Raw genomic sequence first — 21,770 nt, 5'->3', positions numbered from 1 at the left:
ACAGAAAACAAGACAGTCTCACGTCTTCCGGCGTGGTGGTCCTAACCTTCATGCCCCTCACTGCATCGGTCAGACCCATTACTCCACCGTACACCGGGCCACTTCTATTTCATCACGAAGAAGCTGGGCCATGCCTTGCGCGCTCCATAAACCTGGAAGTTATCATTCCACACCCGGCGTATCTCAGTGCACAGATAACCATCCCGCTTGGCCCTTTTCGGCAGGCGCTTAAGATAGGCCTGTCTGGCCTTGTGCTCATAGTAGACCGGCGGGGCGATCGGCAGCATCGCACAGATCGACTCGACCCCGTGGACCTGGCGCTGGGTGTCGATAAAGGAAACCATCACTTCCGTAGGCGGTCGAGCTCCGCCTGGGCGAAAAACGCCGACGCTTGGCGCAGTATCTCATTAGCCCGCCGTAGCTCACGGTTCTCACGTTTCAGTTGCTTGAGCTCTTCACGCTCTGATGTTGTCATACCGGCGCGAAGACCCTGATTACGCTCGGCTTGCCTCACCCAGCGCCGCAGGATCTCGCAGGTGCAACCCACTTTGGGAGCTATCGAACTGATATGGCTGACCACTGCTTGCCATACTCCTCCTGGTGCTCAAGCACCATACGTACAGCGCGATCCTTCACCTCTTCGGGATATCTCTTGCCTTGTTCCATGACTCCATCCTCTCAAATTCTGAGGTCTCCGGCAATCCCGGGGCGGTTCAGTAAAGTAAAAAGCGTTTCTTTGTTGTTTGTAAAAAGACATTTTTTGTTTTTAGGCTAAAAATTTTGGCAAAAAACTTTAAGAGGTTACCCTTAATAGTTCGCCCGTGAAGATATTTTAGACGGGTTTTTTGACAAATTTATAGCATCAAAAAAAGGGAAAGGTTTAGTCTGCTAACTCCGCTCTATAAAAATGTGGCCATACTTTTTTTTAATTTTTGGCCTTGACATCCCATTTGGGAAAAAGTAATGTTTAAAAACACAGCTTTCCTTAAGCTGCTGCCCATTCGAGATAGTCAAATTAGGGTTGTTTTGTGTGACAGCCACGCCCGATTTATCTCGCCAGCCCTACATTCTAAGAACTGAACTTTTTTTACGCTGAAAGGTATGAGATACTCATGTGCAGTATCTTGAACCTGTCCAAACCGGCGGTGTCGCGACGCACCGGCCTGGAGGGGGAGCTTGTCATGAAAGGGTCAGATGAAAGCCACGTAAACAACTCTAAGCCTCTTGACAATGTCTGCTTGGTGGCTCTGGGGCGCAGCGAACTGAAAAACAGTCTTTTGCATTTCTTTTTAACCCAAAACGGTGGAGCCACCTGCACCATGTATTCCTTTGCGGCCGGGCAAAACGGCCTCACTGAAGGAGATATTTCAGATTGCGATCTGGTGATCCTGGATGTGGCCGGGTTGAGCGAGGGCGAGGTCTTTAAATACCTGGCTCTGGCCAAGAGCGCTTCTGTGTCGGCGGCTCTCTTTGACTTGGATCGAAGCACACACATAGAGAAACAGGCGCTGAAACGGGGAGCCAAAGGGTTTTTCTACGTGCGTGATCCTTTGGATAATGTGATAAGGGGAGTATCTAAAATAGTGGGCGGAGAGTTGTGGGTCCCGCGTCTGGTAATGGAGCGCTGCGTATTGGAGGAGAGCTCAGAAGCATTTTCTCCCAACAAGAAAAATTCTACTTTACTGACCAGAAGGGAAATCGAAGTGCTGAACCTCCTTACCCGGGGAGGCAGCAATATGGATATCGCAGATCAGCTTTTTGTAAGCGTCCACACCGTTAAAACCCATATCTACAATATTTACCAGAAGATAAATGTTTCAAACCGCATGCAGGCAGCCCGCTGGGCCGCAGAACACCTTCCTGAGTTGATGGATTCATAAATTTTATCCGGTTCTGACCGGCTGCTTTTTAGTCTTTTTCCCGTGATTAAAATTTTCCAACCGCCAAGGCTGATAAGCTTTAAAGCCGGAAGCGCCGCCAAACAGGCAGGCGCTTCCGGCTTTTTCTTGTTTTTTAAGTTAATCCTACAATTTAATGGCCACTACTTAACTATGTAATACGAAATATCCTTCTCATTGTCCGGTTAAGCCGGGCGAGATTTTGACTGGTAATAGCAGTACTTTTTTGCCAGATTTTTTACCTGTCTTTTAGTGCTTTATATAACCCTTCTGCCTGTATCACAGAGTAAAATACATTCAAAAAAAGTTATTTTAATTGCTTTTTTATATGAATATTCCTCAGCAGGGTAACGGGTATTAGGCGAAAAGGCCGCTATGATGCCCAATTGAGTTTTCTTTGGAAAAAGTACTAATAATACAGGATGAGACGTAAGTCACTTCTTCATAATACCTACCCAAAATAAACCCATATCACCGGATGAAGTTAGTCTGGAGTTGTTTGGTCCTTAAGGCCGGTATTTCCTTTTATAAAAATTGGTGCTTAATTGGGATTGTTTCCGCAAAAAAAATATGGATAAATACATGTAAATTTTGATCATGAAAAAACGGGCAACTTGGTTTTATCGGGAGATAATTTTAAAAGTAATTGATAAATCCAAGTTTTTATATCTTAGATAGTTAGTTTTTTCTGTTGATTATTAAACAGTAAAATAGAAAACAGCAGATTACTTTTGGGAATAAATATCTGAAATAAAACAGTAAATAGTGCGCTATACTTTTTGTATTGCTGTGATGTTGGCACTGATTATTGCATTGTTTTCTTGTTCGCTTGAAGGCGGAAATGCTTGGGGGATGAGGAAATAGGTTTAAAGGGAATCGTTACTAGTCGTGTAATAAGTAGACAAGGTCACGAGTTTTATAGAAAGTTTACTAGTCGCTGGATACCGCCTCAGAATGTTGGAGATCCCAATGTTTTGATATCGGAAAAAGTTGATCCCCAATGGGGCAGCGTGATTATGGTTTTTGTAGATGATCAGCTGGTTTTAAGAGCCCAAATATCTCGCAGGGGTGATGGGTTGGAAGGTTCAGTAAAAAAGGCAGTCAAGGCTGCGTTGCTTTATCTGGTAAGGCGGGAATTCGTAAGCGAAAAAGAGAATCCGGATTTACAAGGGGATGGTCTCAGATAATGGAGGGGAACAAATGAAGAATAAGTTATCAAAGGTGTTTGCCTTGGCCGTGGTTCTAGCCGTCGGCTTATGGGGTGGGGGAGCCCTAGCCACTGAGTTGGTTTATACGCCGGTTAATCCGAATTTTGGCGGTAATCCCTTAAACGGGTCTTATCTCCTGAATAACGCTCAGGCTCAAAACAACCAGAAAGATCCCGCGGCTGTTGAAGAGGAAAAAGGCAATTTCGGACAGTTCGGCGACTCCCTGTGCCAAAGGATCTTGAGCACCATCTCCCAGCGCATCACCTACGACATGTTTGGTGATAAGAGGCTGCTCACGGGGTCTTATATGATCGGTGATTTCCAGCTCAATGTGGAAGAGAATCTAGGTAATGTGGTTATCCGTCATAAAGATAATATTACCAGTGAGCAAACAGAGATGCTCACTCCACAGTTTTTAGGTGAAGCCGCAAAAAAAATAAAGCAAAAAATAATTCTAATTTATCTCGCCTTTCTGCTTCTTTTCTTTACCGGTTGCTTTGCCCCGGTGCAGGAGTTTGCCACCCAGGCGCCCACCTTGACTCAGGTGCCCTACACCCATGAACAACTGCGGACTTTGCCCTTGCCCAAAGGCAAGATCCCTGTCTCGCTCTACAGCTTCCGGGACCAGACCGGTCAGTACAAGCCCCTGCCCGGAGTGAGCTCCTTTTCCACGGCCGTGACCCAGGGGGCCACCAGCATGCTGATCCAGGCGCTTAAGGATTCGGGCTGGTTCGTAGCGGTTGAAAGGGAAGGTCTGCAGGATCTTCTGACCGAGCGCAAGATTATTCGCGCCGCACTCAAGGAAAACGGAAAGGCCTCCAAAAGTACAGTCAAGCTGCCGCCCTTGGAATACGGCCATATTCTCCTGGAAGGCGGAATCACCTCATATGAAACCAATATCGTCACAGGTGGTCTGGGAGCCCGCTACTGGGGGCTTGGCGGCTCGGTTGAGTATCGCCAGGACCGGGTGAGTGTGCACTTAAGGGCCGTGGATATCAGAAGCGGTCGCATCTTAAAGTCGGTCTCCACCACCAAGACGATTCTTTCCAAAAAAGTGGACGCCAGTCTTTTCAGGTTCCTTTCCTTTAAGCGCCTTTGGGAGATAGAAGGCGGCTTTACCACCAACGAGCCCACTCAGCTCTGTGTGGCCGCAGCCATTGACAAGGCTGTGATCGCCCTGATCGTGGAAGGGGTGGTGGATGGCCTCTGGACCCTGAAAGATCCCAACCAAATGAAGAACCAGGTTATTCAGGATTACTTGGTAGAGGCGGGCAGAAGCAAGGAAAAGCCAAGTATCCCGGCTGACCGCATTAAAGGTTAATGTAATGAAAAAGTTAGCTTTGTGGTTGATTTTAGCTGCCTTATGCCTGGTTTGCGCACCTGTTGCACAGGCGCAGCCTGCAAGCGGGCCTGTGAACCTCTCCTGGCTTGAGTCTTATATCCCGGGCCAGGGCATGGGTGGGCTGCAGGTTGAGCAGCAGGGGCTCGGGCAGGTGGCCAACCTGGAACAGTCCGGGGTTGGGGCTGTTTGGGGGTTGATCCAGCAGAGCGGAGCAAACAACCAGGCCTTTTATCAACGCAGTATGGGTCCGGCCTATTTTCAGATTCGCCAAGACGGCTCCTATCATACGGCCGGCCTCAGCCAGTTCAGCCTGGGCTGCCTCCCGAACCAGGCCGAGATAAGTCAGACAGGCTCAGCCTCATGGCTCAGCGCCGGCCAGACAGGCTGGGATAACAGGCTACAGGTCAGCCAGACCGGTCAAGGCTCCGAGGCGGAGATCACCCAGTTCGGTGTCGGCAACCTGGCCGTGGTGGATCAGTATGCATCAGGCGGTCAGAGAAACCGGGCCGAGTTGCGTCAAAGGGGCCTTCTACTGGAAAGCTTTATCACCCAGTCCGGCAGCGGCAATGTGGCCGGGCTTGCCCAGTTTAACAACGCGGTTGGGTGCCAGGCTGCAATCAGTCAGGACGGTGATTCGCTTTTGGCTGTGATCAACCAGATGGGTTTGGACAATATTGCCGGGATCGTCCAGGAGGGCTACGGCCATCAGGCAACCATCAACCAGGGCGGTTACGACAATGAGGCCTACATAAGCCAGTTTGGGTCGGGTCCCAGTCAGGCCAGGATCAACCAGTTCGGCCATGACAACCTGGCCGAGGTGGAGGCCCATGCCGGGGGAGCCTTGCCCTCAGTCACCCAGCTCGGAAGCGACAGCCATATCTCCATGGTGCGTGATTCGTCCGGGGTGACGGTGATCACGGTTCATCCGTAATAACAAGCTTGTCCTGAATCAATTGTTTAGAGTCAGTCCGGTCACAGGCGGCAAGGAAGCTGACCCAAGGCGGGACAAAACAAGGGGATAACGTTCCAAAGGATCAAACGTGTCATTTTAAAAAAGGAGATGACCAAGTGAGAAAAGTACTAGCCATAGCATGCTGCCTGACCATGGTGGCGGGGTATGCCTTTGCTGCCCCGGGCGATTCAAATGAGGCCAATGTGTACCAGACCGGCTCGTTGAATGATGCCAACATAACCCAGACCTATGACAACTCTGGTGCGCAAAACCTCGTTGAAACAGGGCAGACTGGTGTTGCCGGCACGGTGAATGTGGAGCAGAACGGCTCTGGGAACACTGTGGCCGATATGGTTGAGGCGGCCTGGCTCGGCGGCGAGATGTTTTATGGCTCCGTGGGGCGCATGGGCGTGTTGCAGACCGGCGGCTTTAACTTCACCAATATTAAGCAAACCGGGATCAATCAGAACGCCGCCGGCTTCCAGGGGGGCCTTTTCAATGATGCTGATATTTTGCAGGAAAATCAGGGCCATCTGGCTACCTTCTACCAGAAGGGGATGGAAAGCAGTGTCCTTCTCAGCCAAACTGGTAATGATTCCGAGGCCAAGGCGAGCCAGGGCAAGTTGACTCCGTTTGGTTCGGCCTTTAACCAGATTGAAGGCTATCAGTCGGGTAATGCTGATTACCTGTCTGCCATTCAAGAAGGGGTGCAAAATACAATCTTCAGCGATCAGTCAGGTAATTTCAATTTTGCCGATATTGAGCAGGATGGCGCTTGGAATTTCGCTTACAATAACCAAAGCGGTGATTACAACGACTCCACCATCACCCAAAGCGGCGTGGCGAATTTGGCCCTCAGCAGCCAAACCGGTGATGACAATGAATCCAGTATCGGGCAGGGCGGTACAGCCAATTTGGCCTCGAACACCCAGTCCGGTGATGACAACACATCCACTATCGGGCAGGGCGGCACGGCCAATGTGGCTTATAACACCCAGTCCGGTGATGACAACACATCCACTATCGGGCAGGGCGGCACGGCCAATGTGGCTTATAACACCCAGTCCGGTGATGACAACGCATCCACTATCGGACAGGGCGGCACGGCAAATGCCGCTTATAACACCCAGTCCGGTGATGACAACGCATCCAATATCGGACAGGGCGGCACGGCAAATGCCGCTTACAGCACCCAGACCGGCAATGAGAACGAGTCCGATATTAACCAGGGTGGTTCCTTCAACTTGGCCGTAAACGAGCAGACCGGTAGGTCTGATGTCTCCGCCATCGACCAGGGCGGCGCTGCCAACCAGGCCTTTAATGATCAGGCCGGCACCGGCACCGGCAACGACTCCACCATCAACCAGAGCGGAACCGGAAACCTGGCCTACAACACCCAGCGCGGCGGCGGCACTCCCGGCGGTTGGAGTGGCGGGTGGTGGCCAATATATACGCCCCCCACAGCAGGCAACCTTTCGGTGATAAACCAAACAGGCGCCGGTAACGAAGCCCACAACTACCAGCTCAACAAGGAAAACACTTCCAGCATAGACCAGGCGGGCACCTTTAACTTCGCTTCCAATGAACAGACCGGTGAATACAACGATTCCACTATCGTCCAGGGCGGCACTGCCAACGCGGCCCTCAGTGAGCAGTCCGGTGATGGCAATGATTCCACCATTTACCAGGACGGCGCTGCCAACGCGGCCTTTAACAACCAGTCTGGTGATGACAATGATTCCGCCATCAACCAGGAGGGCTCTTTCAACCTGGCCCTTAATGAGCAGACAGGGGAATCCGACGAATCCACTATTGACCAGAACGGCTTGGCCAACCTGGCCTTGAACGTTCAGGAAGGCTCTGGCACCGGCAATAAATCCACTATTGACCAGGACGGCGCCGCCAATGCGGCCATAAGCTACCAAGAAGGAGGCGGCCTACTCTTCCAGCTTGGCAATGAGTCTGAGATTACTCAGACCGGCGTCGGCAACCTGGCTTTCAACTACCAGACCGGCATAGCCGTTCCCTTCGTGATTTCCGGTAATTATTCTTCCATAATCCAAAACGGCCTTGCCAATGCGGCCTTTAACATTCAACTTGGAGCCGGCGAGACCTCTGCCATAGATCAGGACGGCGCATTAAACCTGGCCTTCAATAGCCAGGTGGGTGCGGGCGACGATTCCGAAATCTGGCAGCAGGGCAGCGCCAACGCGGCCTTTAACACCCAGGTTGGAGTCGATGATGAAACCGATATCAATCAGACGGGTGTGGGCAACTTGGCCCAGGTGATGCAGGCTGGTTTGTCCCAGTACGCTGATATTGACCAGGACGGCTTCATGAACAGCGCGTTTGTCGAGCAGGCTAATGCAGACAATAGCGCTTATGTTACCCAGCAGGGCGCTCTGAACTCCGCCCTGGTGGTGCAGACCGGTTCCTGGGGTCTGGCCAATGTGAACCAGACCATGGCGGTTGGCTGCAGCGCCACAGTGATCCAGCACTAATTCAAACAAACCTCCAATCAAGTCCGGCCCCGGGCTGCTCCGGGGCCGGATTCTATCCTTAAAAATAACCGGGGGACCATGCCATGGACTGGAAATACTCCCTCATAATAACCTTCTTTACCTTTGCCTTTATTATGACGGGGAGTTATTGCAGGGCCGGGGAGCCGGATTCCCCAGCCTGGCTTGAGCTTAACGAGGAAAAGGGCAAACTCAAGGTTGTGCCCTTTTGTCAGGCTCCGGAGAGTGGTGAGTACAGATATCTTTTAAAGGTCAGAAAAAGCGGGGCTTCGGGCCGGTCCAACAGTTCCCAGGCAGGCCGGGTCTTTATCAGTGAGGGAGAGACCAAATCCCTTTGCAGACTGGTTTTAAGCTTTAATACAGGAGATTCCTATGAACTCTGTTTAAGCGTTTTTTACCAGGGCCGCCTGGTGGCCTGCGAAACCCTGCTTCACCCCCTGGGTATTTAAAACAAACGTGTTTTATCTGTTTTTAAAGGGTTTTCCTTTTTTTACTAAAAAACTTGCCGGGTCCATTGGTTTACGGTTGGGGGGGTGTAGGCGAATTCCCCGGCTGTTTTTTTACGTCTCATATCAGAGGCTGAAACCGGGCAGGTGTAGTGCTAGTTGATTCTGGTGACTGAAAAATCAGTCACAAAGCGCGTCGCGTACTTAAGGCGCGGCGTGTTCCTCTCCATATGGCTCCGGGTCCGCCATCCCCCCTGGGACCCGGAGCCATTCCTTTGTAATGGGTTGATTTTTGTTTGTCCAATCATGGGCTTTTGGGGTAGTTAAGTAAAAACAGCTTGTATTGATGAATAGTTAACCCAATCTTCTTGCTTGTTCCCATGTGATTCGTTTAGAATAAGAATTGATTGTGATCAAAGGTATCCATACACCTTTGAAGGCGTATCCCTTCTTCATTATCCTAAGGAGCTGTTTACCTTGCTCAAAGCCTTTTTCAACCCCAGAGGGGTGGCTGTGGTAGGGGCTTCCACCAAGCCCGGCAAGGTGGGTCACGACATTGTGGCCAACCTTAAGAACTACGGCTACAACGGAGGGGTTTATCCCATAAACCCCAAGGCAAAAGAGATATTGGGCCTTCCCGTTTTTAAAAACATAGACCAACTTCCCGATGAGGTGGACCTGGCAGTGGTGGCAGTGGCCCCAGCCATGGTGGTGACAAGCATCTATGAGCTGGCCCAAAAAAACATCATGGCCTGCGTAGTGGTCTCCAGTGGATTCAAGGAGGTCGGCGGCGAAGGAACCCAGCTTGAAAAAGACCTGGCCAAGGCCTGCCAAGAGACCGGGGTCAGGATCATCGGCCCAAACTGCGTGGGAATCATGGATTCATTCCAGGGTCTTAACGCCAGTTTTGCGGCGGGCATGCCCAATAAGGGGCATATCGGCTTTTTTTCCCAGTCGGGGGCCATGTGCCTGGCTATTCTGGACTGGTCTTTGGATAACGCCATTGGCTTTTCCAAGTTCATAAGCCTGGGAAACAAGGTTGACTTGACCGAGACCGAGATCCTGCACCTTTTGGCCGAAGACGAAGACACCCGGGTTATCATGGGATACCTGGAGGCGGTGGAAGACGGCAAAAAGTTCATGAAGGCCGCCGCCGAGGTCACCCGTAAAAAGCCGGTGGTGCTTTTAAAAAGCGGGGTGACCTCGGCCGGGGCCAAGGCCGCTTCCAGTCACACCGGAGCCCTGGCCGGGGCGGACGCAGCCTATGAAGCCGCCTTTAGCCAATGCGGGGTGCTCAGGGTGCATACCGTGCGCCAGCTCTTCAACCTGGCCCAGGCCCTGGCTCGCCAGCCGCTTTTGGCAGGCCCTGCCATGGCGATAGTCACCAACTCCGGGGGGCCGGGCATTATCGCCGCGGACTCGGTGGAAAAACTGGGCATGCATATGGCCGGGCTTCGGCCCGAGACCGTGGATGAGCTGCGGTCCTTTTTGCCGTCGATAGCCTCGGTATACAACCCGGTGGATATAACCGGCGGGGCCGCGGCCGAGCTTTACGGCAGGTCGCTGTCCATAACCGCCGAAGACCCCAACGTGGACGGGTTGATGGTGATTCTTTCACCCACAGCCACGGTGGACCCCCGCGAGGTGGCCAGGCTTATCTGCGAGGAAAAGACCAATAAGCCCATATTCAGTGTGCTTATGGGACGGCATTCGGTTGAGGAAAGCCGCATATACTGCATGGAGCAGGGCATGCCCGCCTATGACTTCCCCGAAGACGCGGTGCAGGCCATGGCCGGTATGATGCAATATCGCAAATGGCTTAACACCAAGCCCAAGCCCCCGGACCTGGTAGAGGGTAAAAAAGAAGTTGTGCAGGGCATTATCAATGAAATGCGAGCGGTCAAGCGGCGAGAGATGTCAGAGACCGAGGCCAGGGAGTGTTTTAAGGCCTATGGCATAAACGTGGCCCAATCCATACCGGCCGCCACCAGCGACGAGGCCGCGGCAGCGGCCGAAAAGCTGGGTTGCCCTGTGGTCATGAAGATAGACTCGCCCGCCATCAGCCATAAATCGGATGTGGGCGGAGTCAAGGTGGGGCTTAAAACCCCGGATGAAGTGGCCAGAGCCTTTTTGGAGATGACCAGCCGGGTGAGCCGCTTAAAGCCGAACGCCTGGGTGCGGGGAGTTCTGGTCCAGGAGATGGTCCAAGGCGGACGCGAGACCATTGCGGGCGTAACCAAAGATCCCCAATTCGGTCATCTGATCATGTTCGGCCTGGGAGGCATCTATGTGGAGGTCATGAAGGATGTTTCCTTCAAGGTGGCCCCCATAACCAGGGAAGACGCAGATCAGATGGTCAAGAGCATAAACGCCTTCCCGCTTTTGCGAGGAGTGCGCGGCGAGCCACCGGCAGACATGGCCGCGCTCTCAGACGCCATACTTTCCCTGGCATCTTTGGTGACGGATTTTCCCGAGGTTTCGGAAGCGGATATCAACCCCTTGCTGGTCCTGCCCAGGGGCCAGGGCGCCATGGCGGTGGACGCCAGGCTTTCTCTAAGCCGGCCGAATGGAGAAGAGTGAGATGAAATTGATTTACGTGGGCTCGGTTAGGGCCTTTGCTGGAAAGAATTTGTTCAGCCTGGGCCTGGCCAGGAACATGATGAACCACGGTCTGTCTCTGGCGGTGATGAAGCCCTACGGGTCCAATCCCCAGGCCATAGACGACACCTATACCGACGGCGACGCCTGGATCATGAATGAGACCCTGGAGCTTGGCCAGACCCCTGACCAGTGCTGCCCGGTGGTCCGCACCCAGGATCTGGTGGCCAAGGCACTGCGCGGCCATTCGGAAGACTATATGGCCAGGATAAAGGCCATGTATGAAGAGATGGGCCAGGGCAGGGACGTGGTTCTACTCTGCGGGACCGGAACCCTGCGCTCGGGAGCCATGGTCGGGGTCGGCGGTTATAAACTGGCCCTGGAATCCGGAGTCAAGGTGATCATCATAGACCGCTATGAAAACGACTTTTTCTTGGATGACCTTTTGAGCGCGGCCCTCAGGTTGAAGGACAACTTGGCCGGGGTGGTGATCAACGCGGTGGATCAGGAGATGAACGCAGCCCTTACGGAGCAGGTGACCCCGTTTTTAGCCAAACAGGGTATCAAGGTTCTGGGAGCTTTGCCCAAAGACGATCTTTTGAGTTCCGTTTCGGTTCGCGTCCTGGCTGAGATCCTGGGGGCCAAACCGCTGACCGGTTTCAGTCATACCGACCGCATGATAAAGAGGTTCTTTATCGGAGCCATGCAGGTGGGGCATGCCAGCCGCTTTTTCGGCGGGGCCAGGGATTTTGCCTGCCTGGTCGGCGGGGACAGGCCGGACATGCAAATGGCCGCCATTGAAGCAGGGGCCGCCTGCCTTATCCTGACCGGCAACTTCTATCCCAGCGAGATAATCATCAGCAGGGCAGAGGAGCATGACGTGCCGGTCATGGTGGTGAGGGCAGACACCTTTACGGTTTCCCGCAGTCTGGAGTTCGCGGGCATGAGGGATTCCTTGAGCCAGCCCGAGAAGATTAAACGGGCGACCGAACTGGTAAAGGAAGGTGTTGATTTCGATGCCCTTTATCAGGCGCTGGGGATTAAGCCCAAGAAATAAACCTTGCCTTGAAACATAAAAACCCCGGCGGGTTCCAACCCGCCGGGGTTTCATTATTTGGGCGGAAGTTGGTTTTTGCTTACTTAGCGCCCCTTTTGGCCAGGGATTCAGCCAACTCCTCTTCTTCAATGGCTTGGTCCATGTAGCCGTGGGCCCTCAGAATTTCGGCCAGGGCAATGCGAACCTCAGGATCCCTGGGTGAAAGCGCCACTGCCTGGCGGGCCTCGGAGACCGCACCGATCATATCGTCCATTTTAGAATGTATGCGGGCGATTTCAATGTGGGGATCAGGCGCCGTGACATCCAGGCGCCTGGCAGCCTGGAAAAAGCCCATGGCCTGGTTTGTATTGCCCTGGCTTTTTGCCATTAGCCCTTCCAGAAAAGGGCCCCGCCAGTCTCGGGGATGGTTTGCCTTCAGGGCTTCAACCCTTTCTCGGGCCAGATCTTTCTTTCCGCTCCTCAAAAGCAACCTCACCATGGCCATTTCCGTGGCTACCGGATCGCCGCTTTTGCGCGCTTTTTCCATGGCCTCGGCCAATTCCTGATGTTGCTGGGCAAGCTTTTTCTCTCCCCGTAGCTTATAGAGATTTGAGAGCATGCGGTGGGCTTTCAAGTCTGTGGGGTCGTTGGCAACGGCCTGGCGAAGGGCCTTTTCAGCCTCGGGAATTCTGCGCTCGGATAATAAAAGCTCTCCCTGCATACGATAGAGCCCGTTGGGTTTGGAAGAGGATCCAATGGTTCTTTCCACCAACAAAAGGGCCGATTGTTTTTGCCCCGCCGCCACAAACTGGCGCACCGCCTGTTCCACCGCTTCCAGGTCGTTGGGGTCTTTTTCCACTTGGCTCAAGGCCTTGGAGATCGAGAGATAGGTCAGGGCCTCTGTGCCCTGGTTCAGTTTGGTCAGGCAAAGGGTGAGATTGTCGTAGTACTCGGTGTTTAAGGGGTCCAGATAGACAAGGTGCCTCAAGGCGTCGGCTGCCCTGGAGAAGTTACCGTTATCTCTAAATATTATGGCCGCTAGCCGTAAGGTTTCCACATCTTTGGAGAACTTGTGTATTATCTGGTCCATGTGGCCTGCGGCATAGCCTGCCATGCCTTTTTCATGTAATGCCCGGGCCAGGTTGATGCGGGAGGTGTGATCATCCGGGTTTTGTTCCAGGGCCATGAGGGCGTTGGCGATGGTGTTTTCCCGGTTGGCCTCGGGCCTCAGCCCCATGGCCTGGTAGGTGTCCCCCATGCCCTGATAACCTTCGGGTCTGGCCGGCCATCCGCGCACCGCCTGCCGAAAAAGATCCAGGGCCTCCACATTGTGACCGGCTTTTAAGAGATTCCCACCTTCCATGAGAAGGGCCTTGAAGCGAGAGCCGGTGAGTATGCGCCATATCCATATTCTGATCAAGGTGAAATTCATCTGGTTTTTGCCTCGCTTTGGCCAAAATGTTTAAGCAGATTATTATATCATTATTATGCGGTCTGGTGCCCGAGTTGAGCCAGGGGCTTGATTAAAACAGTTTTTCCTTGTCACGGGCCGCTGTTGCCTGGTATGGGATTGACCACTAAACCTTGAGACTTTTAAAGGAGTTTCAGGTATATTCCCTTTTTTCGCTGGAATTGGTTATGAGTATCAAAAAAGGTTTTTTTAAGGGTTTGGTATTTATAAAAAAAGGCGCATTATGGCCAGGGTAGCGGCAGTGGTGCCTGCGGCAGGCAAGGGCAGTCGCATGGGGGCAAAAAAAGCCAAGCAATTCATGGAGCTTGCAGGAAAACCCCTCTTGAGCCACACTGTTTCCGTATTGAAGCGGGTCGCGGAAATTGCGGAGATTATTGTGGTGGTCCCTCCGGGTGGGGAGGAATCGGCCATAAAGGATTGCCTTCTGCCTTTTGATTTGCAATCTAAATGTCATGTTGTCCCGGGCGGGGCCGAAAGGCAGGACAGCGTTAAAAACGGTCTTCTGAAGGCAAGGGAACTTGGTGCGGATTATGTCCTGATCCACGATGGAGCCAGGCCCTTGGCCACACCGGAACTCTTCAGGAAAGTTTATCAAAAAACCCTTCTGCATGGCGCGGCCATTGCCGCGGTTCCCTGTTTTGATACTGTGAAAAAGGCCGGGGAGAACAACCTGGTGGAGACCACCTTGGATCGGAGTCGGCTGTGGCTGGTGCAGACTCCCCAGGGATTTGAACTTGATTTCTTGTTGGAGATTATTCAAAAGGCCTGTGACCAGGGCTATTACGCCACAGACGAGGCCGGGCTTTTGGAATGGGCGGGTAAAGAGGTGAAGCTGGTGCCCGGCGAGCGGGACAATTTCAAGATAACAACCCCGGAGGACCTGCGCCTGGCCCAATGCATAAAGGGCGGCCTTTTGCTCACCAGAATCGGCCAGGGCATGGATGTGCACCGCTTGGTCAAGGGCAGAAAACTTGTGCTCGGCGGGGTTTTGCTGGACCATGATCTGGGCCTGGACGGCCATTCAGATGCAGATGTGCTGACCCATGCGGTTATGGACGCGCTTTTGGCTGCAGCCGGTCTGGGCGATATCGGCCGCTGGTTTCCGGATAACGACCCTGCCTTTAAGGGGGCAGACAGCCTGGAGCTTTTGGCTCGGGTATGCGGCGAATTAGTCAAAGAGGGGTGGCGGCCTCAACAGATAAGCGCCACCCTTATGGCTCAAAAGCCTAAAATCGCCCCCCATGCCGAGAAAATGCGGGGAAACCTGGCCAGGGCCACCGGGCTTGGGGTCAGGGATATAAACGTGGCTGCGACAACGACCGAAGGCCTGGGCTTTGTGGGCAGGCAAGAGGGCATGGCCGCCATGGCCACGGCGGTGATTCAAAAGATAAACCCGGTTTAAGGTTGAACCGTTTTTTTTTAAATATCGGACGTAAGGGTTTTACTCCTGGAGTTGGTCCTTATAATATGGATAGCCTGGACTTTTAATAACCATCTAAATTCAGCGCGGATGGTTTCAAACGATAGGAGAAGATATGGCGCTTAGGATCTACAATTCACTGACTCGTAAAAAGGAAGAGTTTGTTCCCAGTCAACCTGGCAAGGTGGGCCTGTATGTCTGTGGAGTTACCGTGTATGACGACCCCCACGTGGGGCACGCCAGGTGTTACGTAGCCTTTGATGCCATTATCCGCCATTTCAAAGCCCGTGGCTATGATGTCACCTATGTGCGCAACTTTACCGATGTGGATGACAAAATCATAAAAAGGGCCAACGAGCTCGATATTTCCACAGGTGAATTGAGTGAACGCTACATTGATTCCTTTAGCAAGGATATGGCGTCTTTGGGCGTGCTGCCCGCGAGTATCGAGCCCAAGGCAACAGAGCATATAAAGGAGATCATAGACATTGCCCAGGACCTGATCGAAAAGGGCCATGCCTATGAATCCGGCGGAGACGTTTATTTCAGGGTGCAGAGCTTCAAGGGTTACGGTAAGTTGAGCGGCCGCGACATAGAGCAGATGCAGGCAGGCGCCCGCATTGAGGTGGATGAGCGCAAAGAGCATCCCATGGACTTTGTGCTCTGGAAAGCCAGTAAGCCCGGTGAACCCTCCTGGGAAAGCCCCTGGGGCCAAGGCAGACCGGGCTGGCATATTGAGTGCTCGGCCATGAGCCTTAAATACCTCGGCGGCGAGTTTGATATCCATGGCGGAGGCAAGGACCTTATTTTCCCCCACCATGAGAACGAGGTGGCTCAGAGCGAATGCGCCACTGGTCAGGGCTTTGCCCGCTTTTGGGTGCATAACGGTTTTGTGCAGGTCAATCAGGAGAAGATGTCCAAATCTTTGGGTAACTTTTTTACCATCAAGGATATCCTCAAGACCACAAGGCCCGAGGTTCTGCGCTTTTTCCTTTTGAGCAAGCATTACCGCTCGCCGATTGATTTCAGCGACCAGGCCTTGAGCGAGGCTGCCCAGGGTATGGAAAGGCTTTACCGGGCCTTGGCGGCGATTGACCAGGAGGTGACCGAACCCCTGAACAAGGCCATCACCCATCCCGATGACCTCAAATACATGGAAGAGATCAACGAAGCGGCCCAGAGCTTTGAAGACGCCATGGACGACGACTTTAACACAGCCGCGGCTTTAGGCGCTTTGTTTGCCCTGGCCAAGATAGCCAACCGCTTGGTGGCTCTGCCTCAAAAGGAAGAGAGGGACGCGCTGTTGTCCCTGTGCCGGGCCAGGCTGAGCAATTTTGGCGCCCGCCTGGGCATTTTGAACTCTGATCCCACGGAATATCTGCAAACAAGCGGTGTGGGCCAAGATGCAACGGGTCCCTCAGCCGAGGAGATCGAGGCCTTGATCGAGGAGCGTAAGCAGGCCCGCAAGGATAAAAATTTCGCTCGGGCCGATGAGATTCGGGATCAGTTGGCCGCCCAGGGAGTGATGCTGGAAGACACTCCCCAGGGAACCCGCTGGCACAAGGAATAGATTCAGTAATTTTTACGTAAAGTAATAATGGGCCGGGCCTGAAATGTGCGCTTATGCATTGACGGGACTCGGCCTTTTAAGCATTCGGCGCTTTTTAACGCCGGATAAAGGTGATTAAGGGTGGACAAAAAACAGGAGCTCAGTTCCAGGTTCTGGAGCACCAAGCCCTCGCCCCAGGGAGGGGTTTTCAGCCTTACCAGTGAGTTCAAGCCCCAGGGTGATCAACCCCAGGCTATTTCCGATATCTCTTTGGCCCTGGAAAAGGGGGTGGAGCATCAGGTGCTTTTGGGGGTCACCGGCAGCGGCAAGACCTTTACCATGGCCAACGTGATCCAAAACCACCAAAAGCCAACTTTGGTCCTGGCCCCCAACAAAACCCTTGCCGCCCAGCTTTATGGAGAGTTCAAGGCCCTTTTCCCCAAAAACGCGGTTGAGTATTTTGTTTCTTATTACGACTATTACCAGCCCGAGGCCTATATTCCGGCCAGTGACACCTATATAGAAAAGGATTCCTCCATAAACGACAAGATCGACCGCATGCGCCACGCAGCCACTGCCGCCCTTTTGACCAGGCGGGATGTGATTATTGTGGCCAGTGTTTCCTGTATATATGGCTTGGGTTCGCCCGAGGCCTATGCGGATATGCTGCTTTGCCTGGATGTGGGGCAGGAGCCCGGCCGGGAGGCGGTGATAAGAAAGCTGATTCAGATCCTCTATGAACGCAATGACTATGATTTTCACCGCGGGACCTTCCGGGTGAGGGGGGATGTTGTGGAGGTCTACCCTGCCTATGAAGAAGACAGGGCCGTCAGAATCAGCTTTTTCGGCGACGAGGTGGAGGAAATCGCCTTTATCGACCCCCTGAGGGGTAAAAAACTCGGCACGGAAAACCGCATAACCATATTTCCGGCCAGCCACTATGTTACGGACGAGGCCATAAGGGAGAGGGCCTTAAGCTCCATTCGCAGTGAATTGGGCGAGCGGCTCCAGGTCTTTGAATCCGGCAACCGGCTTTTGGAGGCCCAGCGCATAAGGGAGCGCACCCTTTTTGACCTGGAGATGATGAAGGAGCTGGGATATTGCCACGGCATTGAGAACTACTCCCGTCATCTCACCGGCAGAGAGGCCGGAGATCCGCCGCCGACCCTGCTGGATTATTTCCCCAAGGACTGGCTTTTGATTGTGGATGAGAGCCATATCACTATTCCCCAGGTGGCGGGAATGTACCGGGGCGACCGCTCCCGCAAGGAGACCCTGGTGGATTTCGGCTTTCGTCTGCCGAGCGCCCTGGATAACCGGCCCTTGAATTTCGCTGAGTTCAGTGAGCACCTTAATCAGTCGATTTATGTTTCAGCCACACCTGCGGATTATGAACTGGAAAAGGCAGGTGGTGTGGTGGTGGAGCAGATAATCCGGCCCACCGGGCTTATGGACCCGGTGATAGAGGTGCGCCCGGCCGTGGCCCAGGTGGAGGACCTTTTGGCAGAGGTGCGAAAGGTGGCAAAAAAGGGGGAGAGAACCCTGGTCACCACCCTGACCAAGCGCATGGCCGAGGAGTTGACCGACTACTTGAGCGAGCAGGGGGTGAAGGTTCGTTATATGCACAGTGATGTGCAGACCATAGAAAGGGTCCAGATTCTGCGGGAGCTGCGCCAGGGCGAGTTTGACGTGCTGGTGGGAATCAACCTTTTGCGGGAGGGGCTGGATCTGCCCGAGGTCAGCCTGGTGGCGATTCTGGACGCGGACCGGGAGGGCTTTTTGCGCTCCGCCAGAAGCCTGATCCAGACCGCGGGGCGGGCGGCCCGAAACGCGGAAGGCAAGGTGATTTTCTATGCCGACAAGGTCACTGATTCCATGCAAAAGACCATGGATGAAACAGCAAGAAGGCGGGTGATCCAAAACCAGTACAACCAGGAACACGGCATCACCCCTGAGACCGTTAAAAATACACTCAAAGCCATGCTTCCCCACGAACTTGAGGCGGACTACACCACTGTTTCCAAGTCCAGGAAAAAACTTGATCTGTTGCCCGAGGAGATTCCCTTTAAGATTAAGGAATTGCGCAAAGAAATGCTGACCGCGGCCGAGGAGCTGCGCTTTGAAGACGCGGCGGAGCTGCGGGACCGGATCAAGGAGCTGGAGGAGCAGGAACTCAAGTGGCGGATCTGAAGGATAAAACAACCTCCCTTACCGGGCATTTGGTGATCAAGGAGGCCCTGGCTCGCGCACCCAGATCGCCGGGGGTGTACCTCATGAAAGACCCCTCGGGCAAGATCATCTATGTGGGCAAGGCCAAGGTCCTGCGCAGCCGGCTCGGCAATTACGCCCGGGTGGAGGATCACCCCACCTATTACCGCCACAAGGTGCAGACCATGGTAAGCCGGGTGGCCCAAGTGGAGTGGGTGGTCACCGGTTCGGAAAAAGAGGCGCTTTTATTGGAAAATACCCTGATAAAGCGCCATCGTCCCAGGTACAATGTGGACCTCAGGGATGACAAGAGCTATCCCCTGTTAAAGCTCGGGTTGGATCATGAGTTCCCCAGGCTCAGCATTGTCAGGGGGCGCGCCGAAGGGGACGCCAAGTATTTCGGCCCCTTTGATAAAGTGGGAGCGGCCAGGAAGACCTTGAGCCTGTTGCAGCGCATATTTCCTTTGCGCAGGTGCACGGATCACACCCTGAAAAATCGGGCTCGGCCCTGTCTGGATTATGAGACCGGCCGCTGTAGCGCGCCTTGCGTGGGCAAAATCGATAACGCTGATTATCAGGGATTGGTGGATCAGCTTAAGCGTTTTTTTGTGGGGCAGGGCAGGGATGTGGCCCTGGAGTTGAAGCGCCGCATGGAAGAGGCTTCCCAAGGGGAGCGCTTTGAACAGGCCGCGGCCTTGAGGGACCGTTATTTTGCCCTTTTGCGCACCGTTGAAAAGCAAAGGGTGGCCGGACCCACAGGCGGAGACCAGGATGTCTGGGCTCTCCATGAAGACAGGGGTGCTTTTCGCCTGGCAATTTTGCGGGTAAGGTCGGGCAGGGTCGTCTCCAATCAGGTAAAAGATTTGAAAGGAGCCTTGGCCGATCCCGAAGAGATTATGGGGCAGGCTCTTTTGGCTTTTTATGAGCTCAATGGCACGCCTCCTCCGCTGGTGCTTTTGTCCCACATGCCTTCGGACCCGAGCCTGGTGGCCGAGGTTCTGAGCGACAGGGCGGAGCGAAAGGTGGAGCTGAGGAAGCCCCAAAGGGGAGAGAAAAGGGGCCTTTTGGACCTGGCCCTTTTAAACGCCTCCCAGCCCAGGGTGGAGACGGAAGACAAGTCTGAAAAATCGCTTTTACTTTTGGAAAAAAAGCTGGGCCTGGATGCGCCGCCGCGGCACATGGAGTGTATAGATATCTCCCATCTGGGGGGCAGGCTCACTGTGGCCAGCCTGGTGGCGTTTAAGGACGGCAAGCCGTATAAAGAGGGATACCGCCGCTACAAGGTCCTTACCAAGGATGTGGGCGGGGATGATTATGCGGCCATGAAGGAAGTGGTTTTGCGCCGCCTGTCGGGCGACAGGCCCCTTCCGGATCTTTTGGTGGTCGATGGCGGCAAGGGGCAACTGAATGTGGCTCTTTCCATATTGCAGGAGGTGCCTTATGAACGACGCCCGCCCCTGGCAGCCCTGGCCAAGGGCAGGGAGACCGGGCCGGATAAGGTGTATGTGCCCGGCAGGAAAAACCCGGTGAATTTGGCGGCCAGGGAGCCGGCCATTTTCATGCTGATGCATTTGAGGGATGAGGCGCACCGTTTTGCCATCACCTATCACCGTTTGTTGCGGCTAAAGGCGCTTAAGCGCTCCATACTTGAAGAGATACCCGGTGTAGGCCCCAAGAAGAGCCGCGCCATGCTTAAGGCCTTTGGCTCTTTGGCTGCGCTCAAAAAGGCTGAACCCGCTTTAATAGCAAAAAAAGCAAGAATTGATCAGGAGTCGGCCCGCCGGACTTCGGCCTTTTTGGCCGCCCTTGACACCAAACCGGGCCCAGAGTAGATTTTGGTATTCATTTCGGAGGAATAAATGTTTGGCATTGGCTTGCCCGAACTTATGATAATTCTGGTGGTGGCCCTATTAGTTGTGGGCCCGAAAAAACTCCCGGATCTGGCCAAAAGCCTTGGCAAGGGATTAAGTGAATTCCGCCGGGCCACGGACGAGATCAAAAGCGAGTTGTCTGATAATCAGACCTATCAGGATATTCAGGGTATAAAAGATTCTTTTCAGGAGACCGTGGAATCGGTAAAGCCCCAGGCCCTTTTGGATACGCCCCCTTCCAAAAAAGACCAGGCTGATAAACCCGAACCCGCGGAGGTGAAAACTCAGCCCGTGGAAGATTCTTTGGATAAAACCGCCAAAGAATTCCTGGAGTCTGGTTCCTCAGATGAGCCGGACGAGTCAGACAAGGCGGATAAGACCAATGTCTGAGAACACCATGGAGAACAGCCAGGCTGAGCCTCAGGAGGAGAGCCGGGAACAGGGCATGTCCTTCATGTCTCACTTAGAGGAGCTGCGCACCTGTCTGGTTCGGGCGGTCATAGCGATCATGATAGGTTTTTTGGGGGCCTATGCCTTTAAGGAAAAGATCTACGCCTTTCTGACCGAACCCCTGGTGGCGGCCCTGCCTGCCACCGGAAAGCTGATCTACACCGCACCGGCCGAGGCCTTTTTCACTTATTTAAAGGTAGCCCTGTTGGCCGGAGTGGTGGCTGCCTCGCCTGTGGTCTTTTATCAGTTCTGGCGTTTTGTCTCACCCGGGCTTTACAAGCACGAGCGCAGGCTGATCTGGCCCTATGTGGTTTTTTCTTCGGTGCTTTTCATTGTGGGCGCAGTCTTCTGCTATACCGTTGTCTTCCCTTACGCCTTCACCTTTTTCATGAGTTTCGCCACCGAAGAGATCGTGCCCATGGTTAGCTTGAAGCAGTACCTCTCTTTCAGCGGCACTCTTCTGTTTGCCTTTGGTGCGGTTTTCCAAATGCCCCTGGTCTTGATTTTTTTGGGCAGATTGGGCATTGTGAATAACAAGATGTTGCGCCAAAAACGTAAGTACGCAGTTCTGATTATGTTTTTGGCCGCGGCTTTTTTCACGCCTCCGGATGTGGTGAGCCAGATCATGATGGCATTGCCTCTTTTGATACTCTATGAAATCTCCATCTGGCTAGTGGCTGCTTCGGAAAAGAAAAAAGCCGAGAAACAGGCCGAAGAGGAGGCTGAGTTCGAGTCCTAACAGGGGGAGACAGGCCCCGAAACAATGAATTCATTTGACGGGTGCTTTGGCCTTGAACCGTAA

Annotated in this window: 16 protein-coding genes, 1 pseudogene and 1 other annotated feature; of the genes and pseudogenes, 14 read left to right on the top strand and 3 right to left on the bottom strand. The window is 53.5% G+C overall.

Annotated features, from left to right (window positions below):
* Positions 1-104: 104 nt before the first annotated feature.
* On the bottom strand, positions 105-344 hold the full coding sequence (locus X474_RS27625; RefSeq protein WP_052515284.1) for a hypothetical protein: 240 nt from the start codon (positions 342-344) through the stop codon (positions 105-107).
* Positions 270-386 (bottom strand) — a sequence feature (AL1L pseudoknot). It overlaps the preceding gene by 75 nt.
* 80 nt (positions 387-466) lie before the next feature.
* A pseudogene (locus X474_RS27620) lies at positions 467-514 on the bottom strand (hypothetical protein); the annotation flags it as partial.
* 598 nt (positions 515-1,112) lie between these two features.
* Between X474_RS27620 and X474_RS15735 the strand changes: the two are divergent.
* The 8 genes from X474_RS15735 (at position 1,113) to X474_RS15700 (ending at position 12,020) form a co-directional block, all read left to right on the top strand.
* Positions 1,113-1,880, top strand: a complete 768-nt coding sequence (locus X474_RS15735) for a helix-turn-helix transcriptional regulator (RefSeq protein WP_052515283.1) — start codon at positions 1,113-1,115, stop codon at positions 1,878-1,880.
* 863 nt (positions 1,881-2,743) lie between these two features.
* Positions 2,744-3,085, top strand: a complete 342-nt coding sequence (locus tag X474_RS25660) for a CsgE family curli-type amyloid fiber assembly protein (protein WP_082464416.1) — start codon at positions 2,744-2,746, stop codon at positions 3,083-3,085.
* 13 nt (positions 3,086-3,098) lie between these two features.
* Positions 3,099-4,427 carry a curli assembly protein CsgF gene (locus X474_RS15725; protein WP_197282141.1) on the top strand — a complete coding sequence of 443 codons (1,329 nt, stop codon included), beginning with the start codon at positions 3,099-3,101 and terminating at the stop codon, positions 4,425-4,427.
* A 4-nt stretch (positions 4,428-4,431) separates the two neighbouring features.
* On the top strand, positions 4,432-5,379 hold the full coding sequence (locus X474_RS15720; RefSeq protein WP_044350191.1) for a hypothetical protein: 948 nt from the start codon (positions 4,432-4,434) through the stop codon (positions 5,377-5,379).
* A 137-nt stretch (positions 5,380-5,516) separates the two neighbouring features.
* Entirely contained in the window at positions 5,517-7,901 is a 2,385-nt protein-coding gene (locus X474_RS15715) for a beta strand repeat-containing protein (RefSeq protein ID WP_044350190.1), read from the top strand.
* A gap of 83 nt (positions 7,902-7,984) precedes the next feature.
* The gene (gene csgH, locus X474_RS15710; protein ID WP_044350189.1) at positions 7,985-8,368 is read left to right on the top strand and encodes a curli-like amyloid fiber formation chaperone CsgH; all 384 of its coding nucleotides are present in this window, start codon (positions 7,985-7,987) and stop codon (positions 8,366-8,368) included.
* A 474-nt stretch (positions 8,369-8,842) separates the two neighbouring features.
* Positions 8,843-10,945 carry an acetate--CoA ligase alpha subunit gene (acs, locus tag X474_RS15705; protein ID WP_044350188.1) on the top strand — a complete coding sequence of 701 codons (2,103 nt, stop codon included), beginning with the start codon at positions 8,843-8,845 and terminating at the stop codon, positions 10,943-10,945.
* Between the two features lies 1 nt (position 10,946).
* Complete coding sequence (locus X474_RS15700) at positions 10,947-12,020, top strand: phosphotransacetylase family protein (RefSeq protein WP_044350187.1); 1,074 nt, start codon at positions 10,947-10,949, stop codon at positions 12,018-12,020.
* Positions 12,021-12,099: 79 nt separating this feature from the next.
* Here X474_RS15700 and X474_RS15695 read toward each other — a convergent pair whose 3' ends face one another.
* Positions 12,100-13,431 carry a tetratricopeptide repeat protein gene (locus X474_RS15695; protein ID WP_044350186.1) on the bottom strand — a complete coding sequence of 444 codons (1,332 nt, stop codon included), beginning with the start codon at positions 13,429-13,431 and terminating at the stop codon, positions 12,100-12,102.
* A gap of 262 nt (positions 13,432-13,693) precedes the next feature.
* On the opposite strand from X474_RS15695, the gene X474_RS15690 reads away from it, so the two are divergent.
* The 6 genes from X474_RS15690 (at position 13,694) to tatC (ending at position 21,707) form a co-directional block, all read left to right on the top strand.
* Entirely contained in the window at positions 13,694-14,872 is a 1,179-nt protein-coding gene (locus X474_RS15690; RefSeq protein WP_044350185.1) for a bifunctional 2-C-methyl-D-erythritol 4-phosphate cytidylyltransferase/2-C-methyl-D-erythritol 2,4-cyclodiphosphate synthase, read from the top strand.
* Positions 14,873-15,005: 133 nt separating this feature from the next.
* Positions 15,006-16,460, top strand: a complete 1,455-nt coding sequence (cysS, locus tag X474_RS15685; RefSeq protein WP_044350184.1) for a cysteine--tRNA ligase — start codon at positions 15,006-15,008, stop codon at positions 16,458-16,460.
* Between the two features lie 120 nt (positions 16,461-16,580).
* On the top strand, positions 16,581-18,629 hold the full coding sequence (uvrB, locus tag X474_RS15680) for an excinuclease ABC subunit UvrB (RefSeq protein ID WP_082464413.1): 2,049 nt from the start codon (positions 16,581-16,583) through the stop codon (positions 18,627-18,629).
* Positions 18,617-20,479, top strand: coding sequence for an excinuclease ABC subunit UvrC (gene uvrC, locus X474_RS15675; protein ID WP_052515282.1), 1,863 nt, complete (start codon positions 18,617-18,619; stop codon positions 20,477-20,479). The genes uvrB and uvrC overlap by 13 nt, the downstream gene beginning before the upstream one ends.
* A gap of 27 nt (positions 20,480-20,506) precedes the next feature.
* Positions 20,507-20,908 carry a twin-arginine translocase TatA/TatE family subunit gene (gene tatA / locus X474_RS27070; protein ID WP_052515281.1) on the top strand — a complete coding sequence of 134 codons (402 nt, stop codon included), beginning with the start codon at positions 20,507-20,509 and terminating at the stop codon, positions 20,906-20,908.
* Positions 20,909-20,963: 55 nt separating this feature from the next.
* Positions 20,964-21,707 carry a twin-arginine translocase subunit TatC gene (tatC, locus tag X474_RS15665; RefSeq protein ID WP_044350229.1) on the top strand — a complete coding sequence of 248 codons (744 nt, stop codon included), beginning with the start codon at positions 20,964-20,966 and terminating at the stop codon, positions 21,705-21,707.
* Positions 21,708-21,770 lie beyond the last annotated feature (63 nt).

The organism is Dethiosulfatarculus sandiegensis, assembly GCF_000931935.2.
Classification (GTDB): Bacteria; Desulfobacterota; Desulfarculia; order Desulfarculales; family Desulfarculaceae; genus Dethiosulfatarculus; species Dethiosulfatarculus sandiegensis.
The sequence above is the reverse complement of the archived record's forward strand: the minus strand, read 5'-3'. Positions and strand labels throughout refer to the sequence as shown.

Coding starts and splice junctions, on each gene's coding strand:
- X474_RS27625 (WP_052515284.1), bottom strand. CDS start 344: ATGGTTTCCTTTATCGACACCCAGCGCCAGGTCCACGGGGTCGAGTCG.
- X474_RS15735 (WP_052515283.1), top strand. CDS start 1,113: ATGTGCAGTATCTTGAACCTGTCCAAACCGGCGGTGTCGCGACGCACC.
- X474_RS15725 (WP_197282141.1), top strand. CDS start 3,099: ATGAAGAATAAGTTATCAAAGGTGTTTGCCTTGGCCGTGGTTCTAGCC.
- X474_RS15720 (WP_044350191.1), top strand. CDS start 4,432: ATGAAAAAGTTAGCTTTGTGGTTGATTTTAGCTGCCTTATGCCTGGTT.
- csgH (WP_044350189.1), top strand. CDS start 7,985: ATGGACTGGAAATACTCCCTCATAATAACCTTCTTTACCTTTGCCTTT.
- X474_RS15700 (WP_044350187.1), top strand. CDS start 10,947: ATGAAATTGATTTACGTGGGCTCGGTTAGGGCCTTTGCTGGAAAGAAT.
- X474_RS15695 (WP_044350186.1), bottom strand. CDS start 13,431: ATGAATTTCACCTTGATCAGAATATGGATATGGCGCATACTCACCGGC.
- X474_RS15690 (WP_044350185.1), top strand. CDS start 13,694: ATGGCCAGGGTAGCGGCAGTGGTGCCTGCGGCAGGCAAGGGCAGTCGC.
- cysS (WP_044350184.1), top strand. CDS start 15,006: ATGGCGCTTAGGATCTACAATTCACTGACTCGTAAAAAGGAAGAGTTT.
- tatA (WP_052515281.1), top strand. CDS start 20,507: ATGTTTGGCATTGGCTTGCCCGAACTTATGATAATTCTGGTGGTGGCC.
- tatC (WP_044350229.1), top strand. CDS start 20,964: ATGTCCTTCATGTCTCACTTAGAGGAGCTGCGCACCTGTCTGGTTCGG.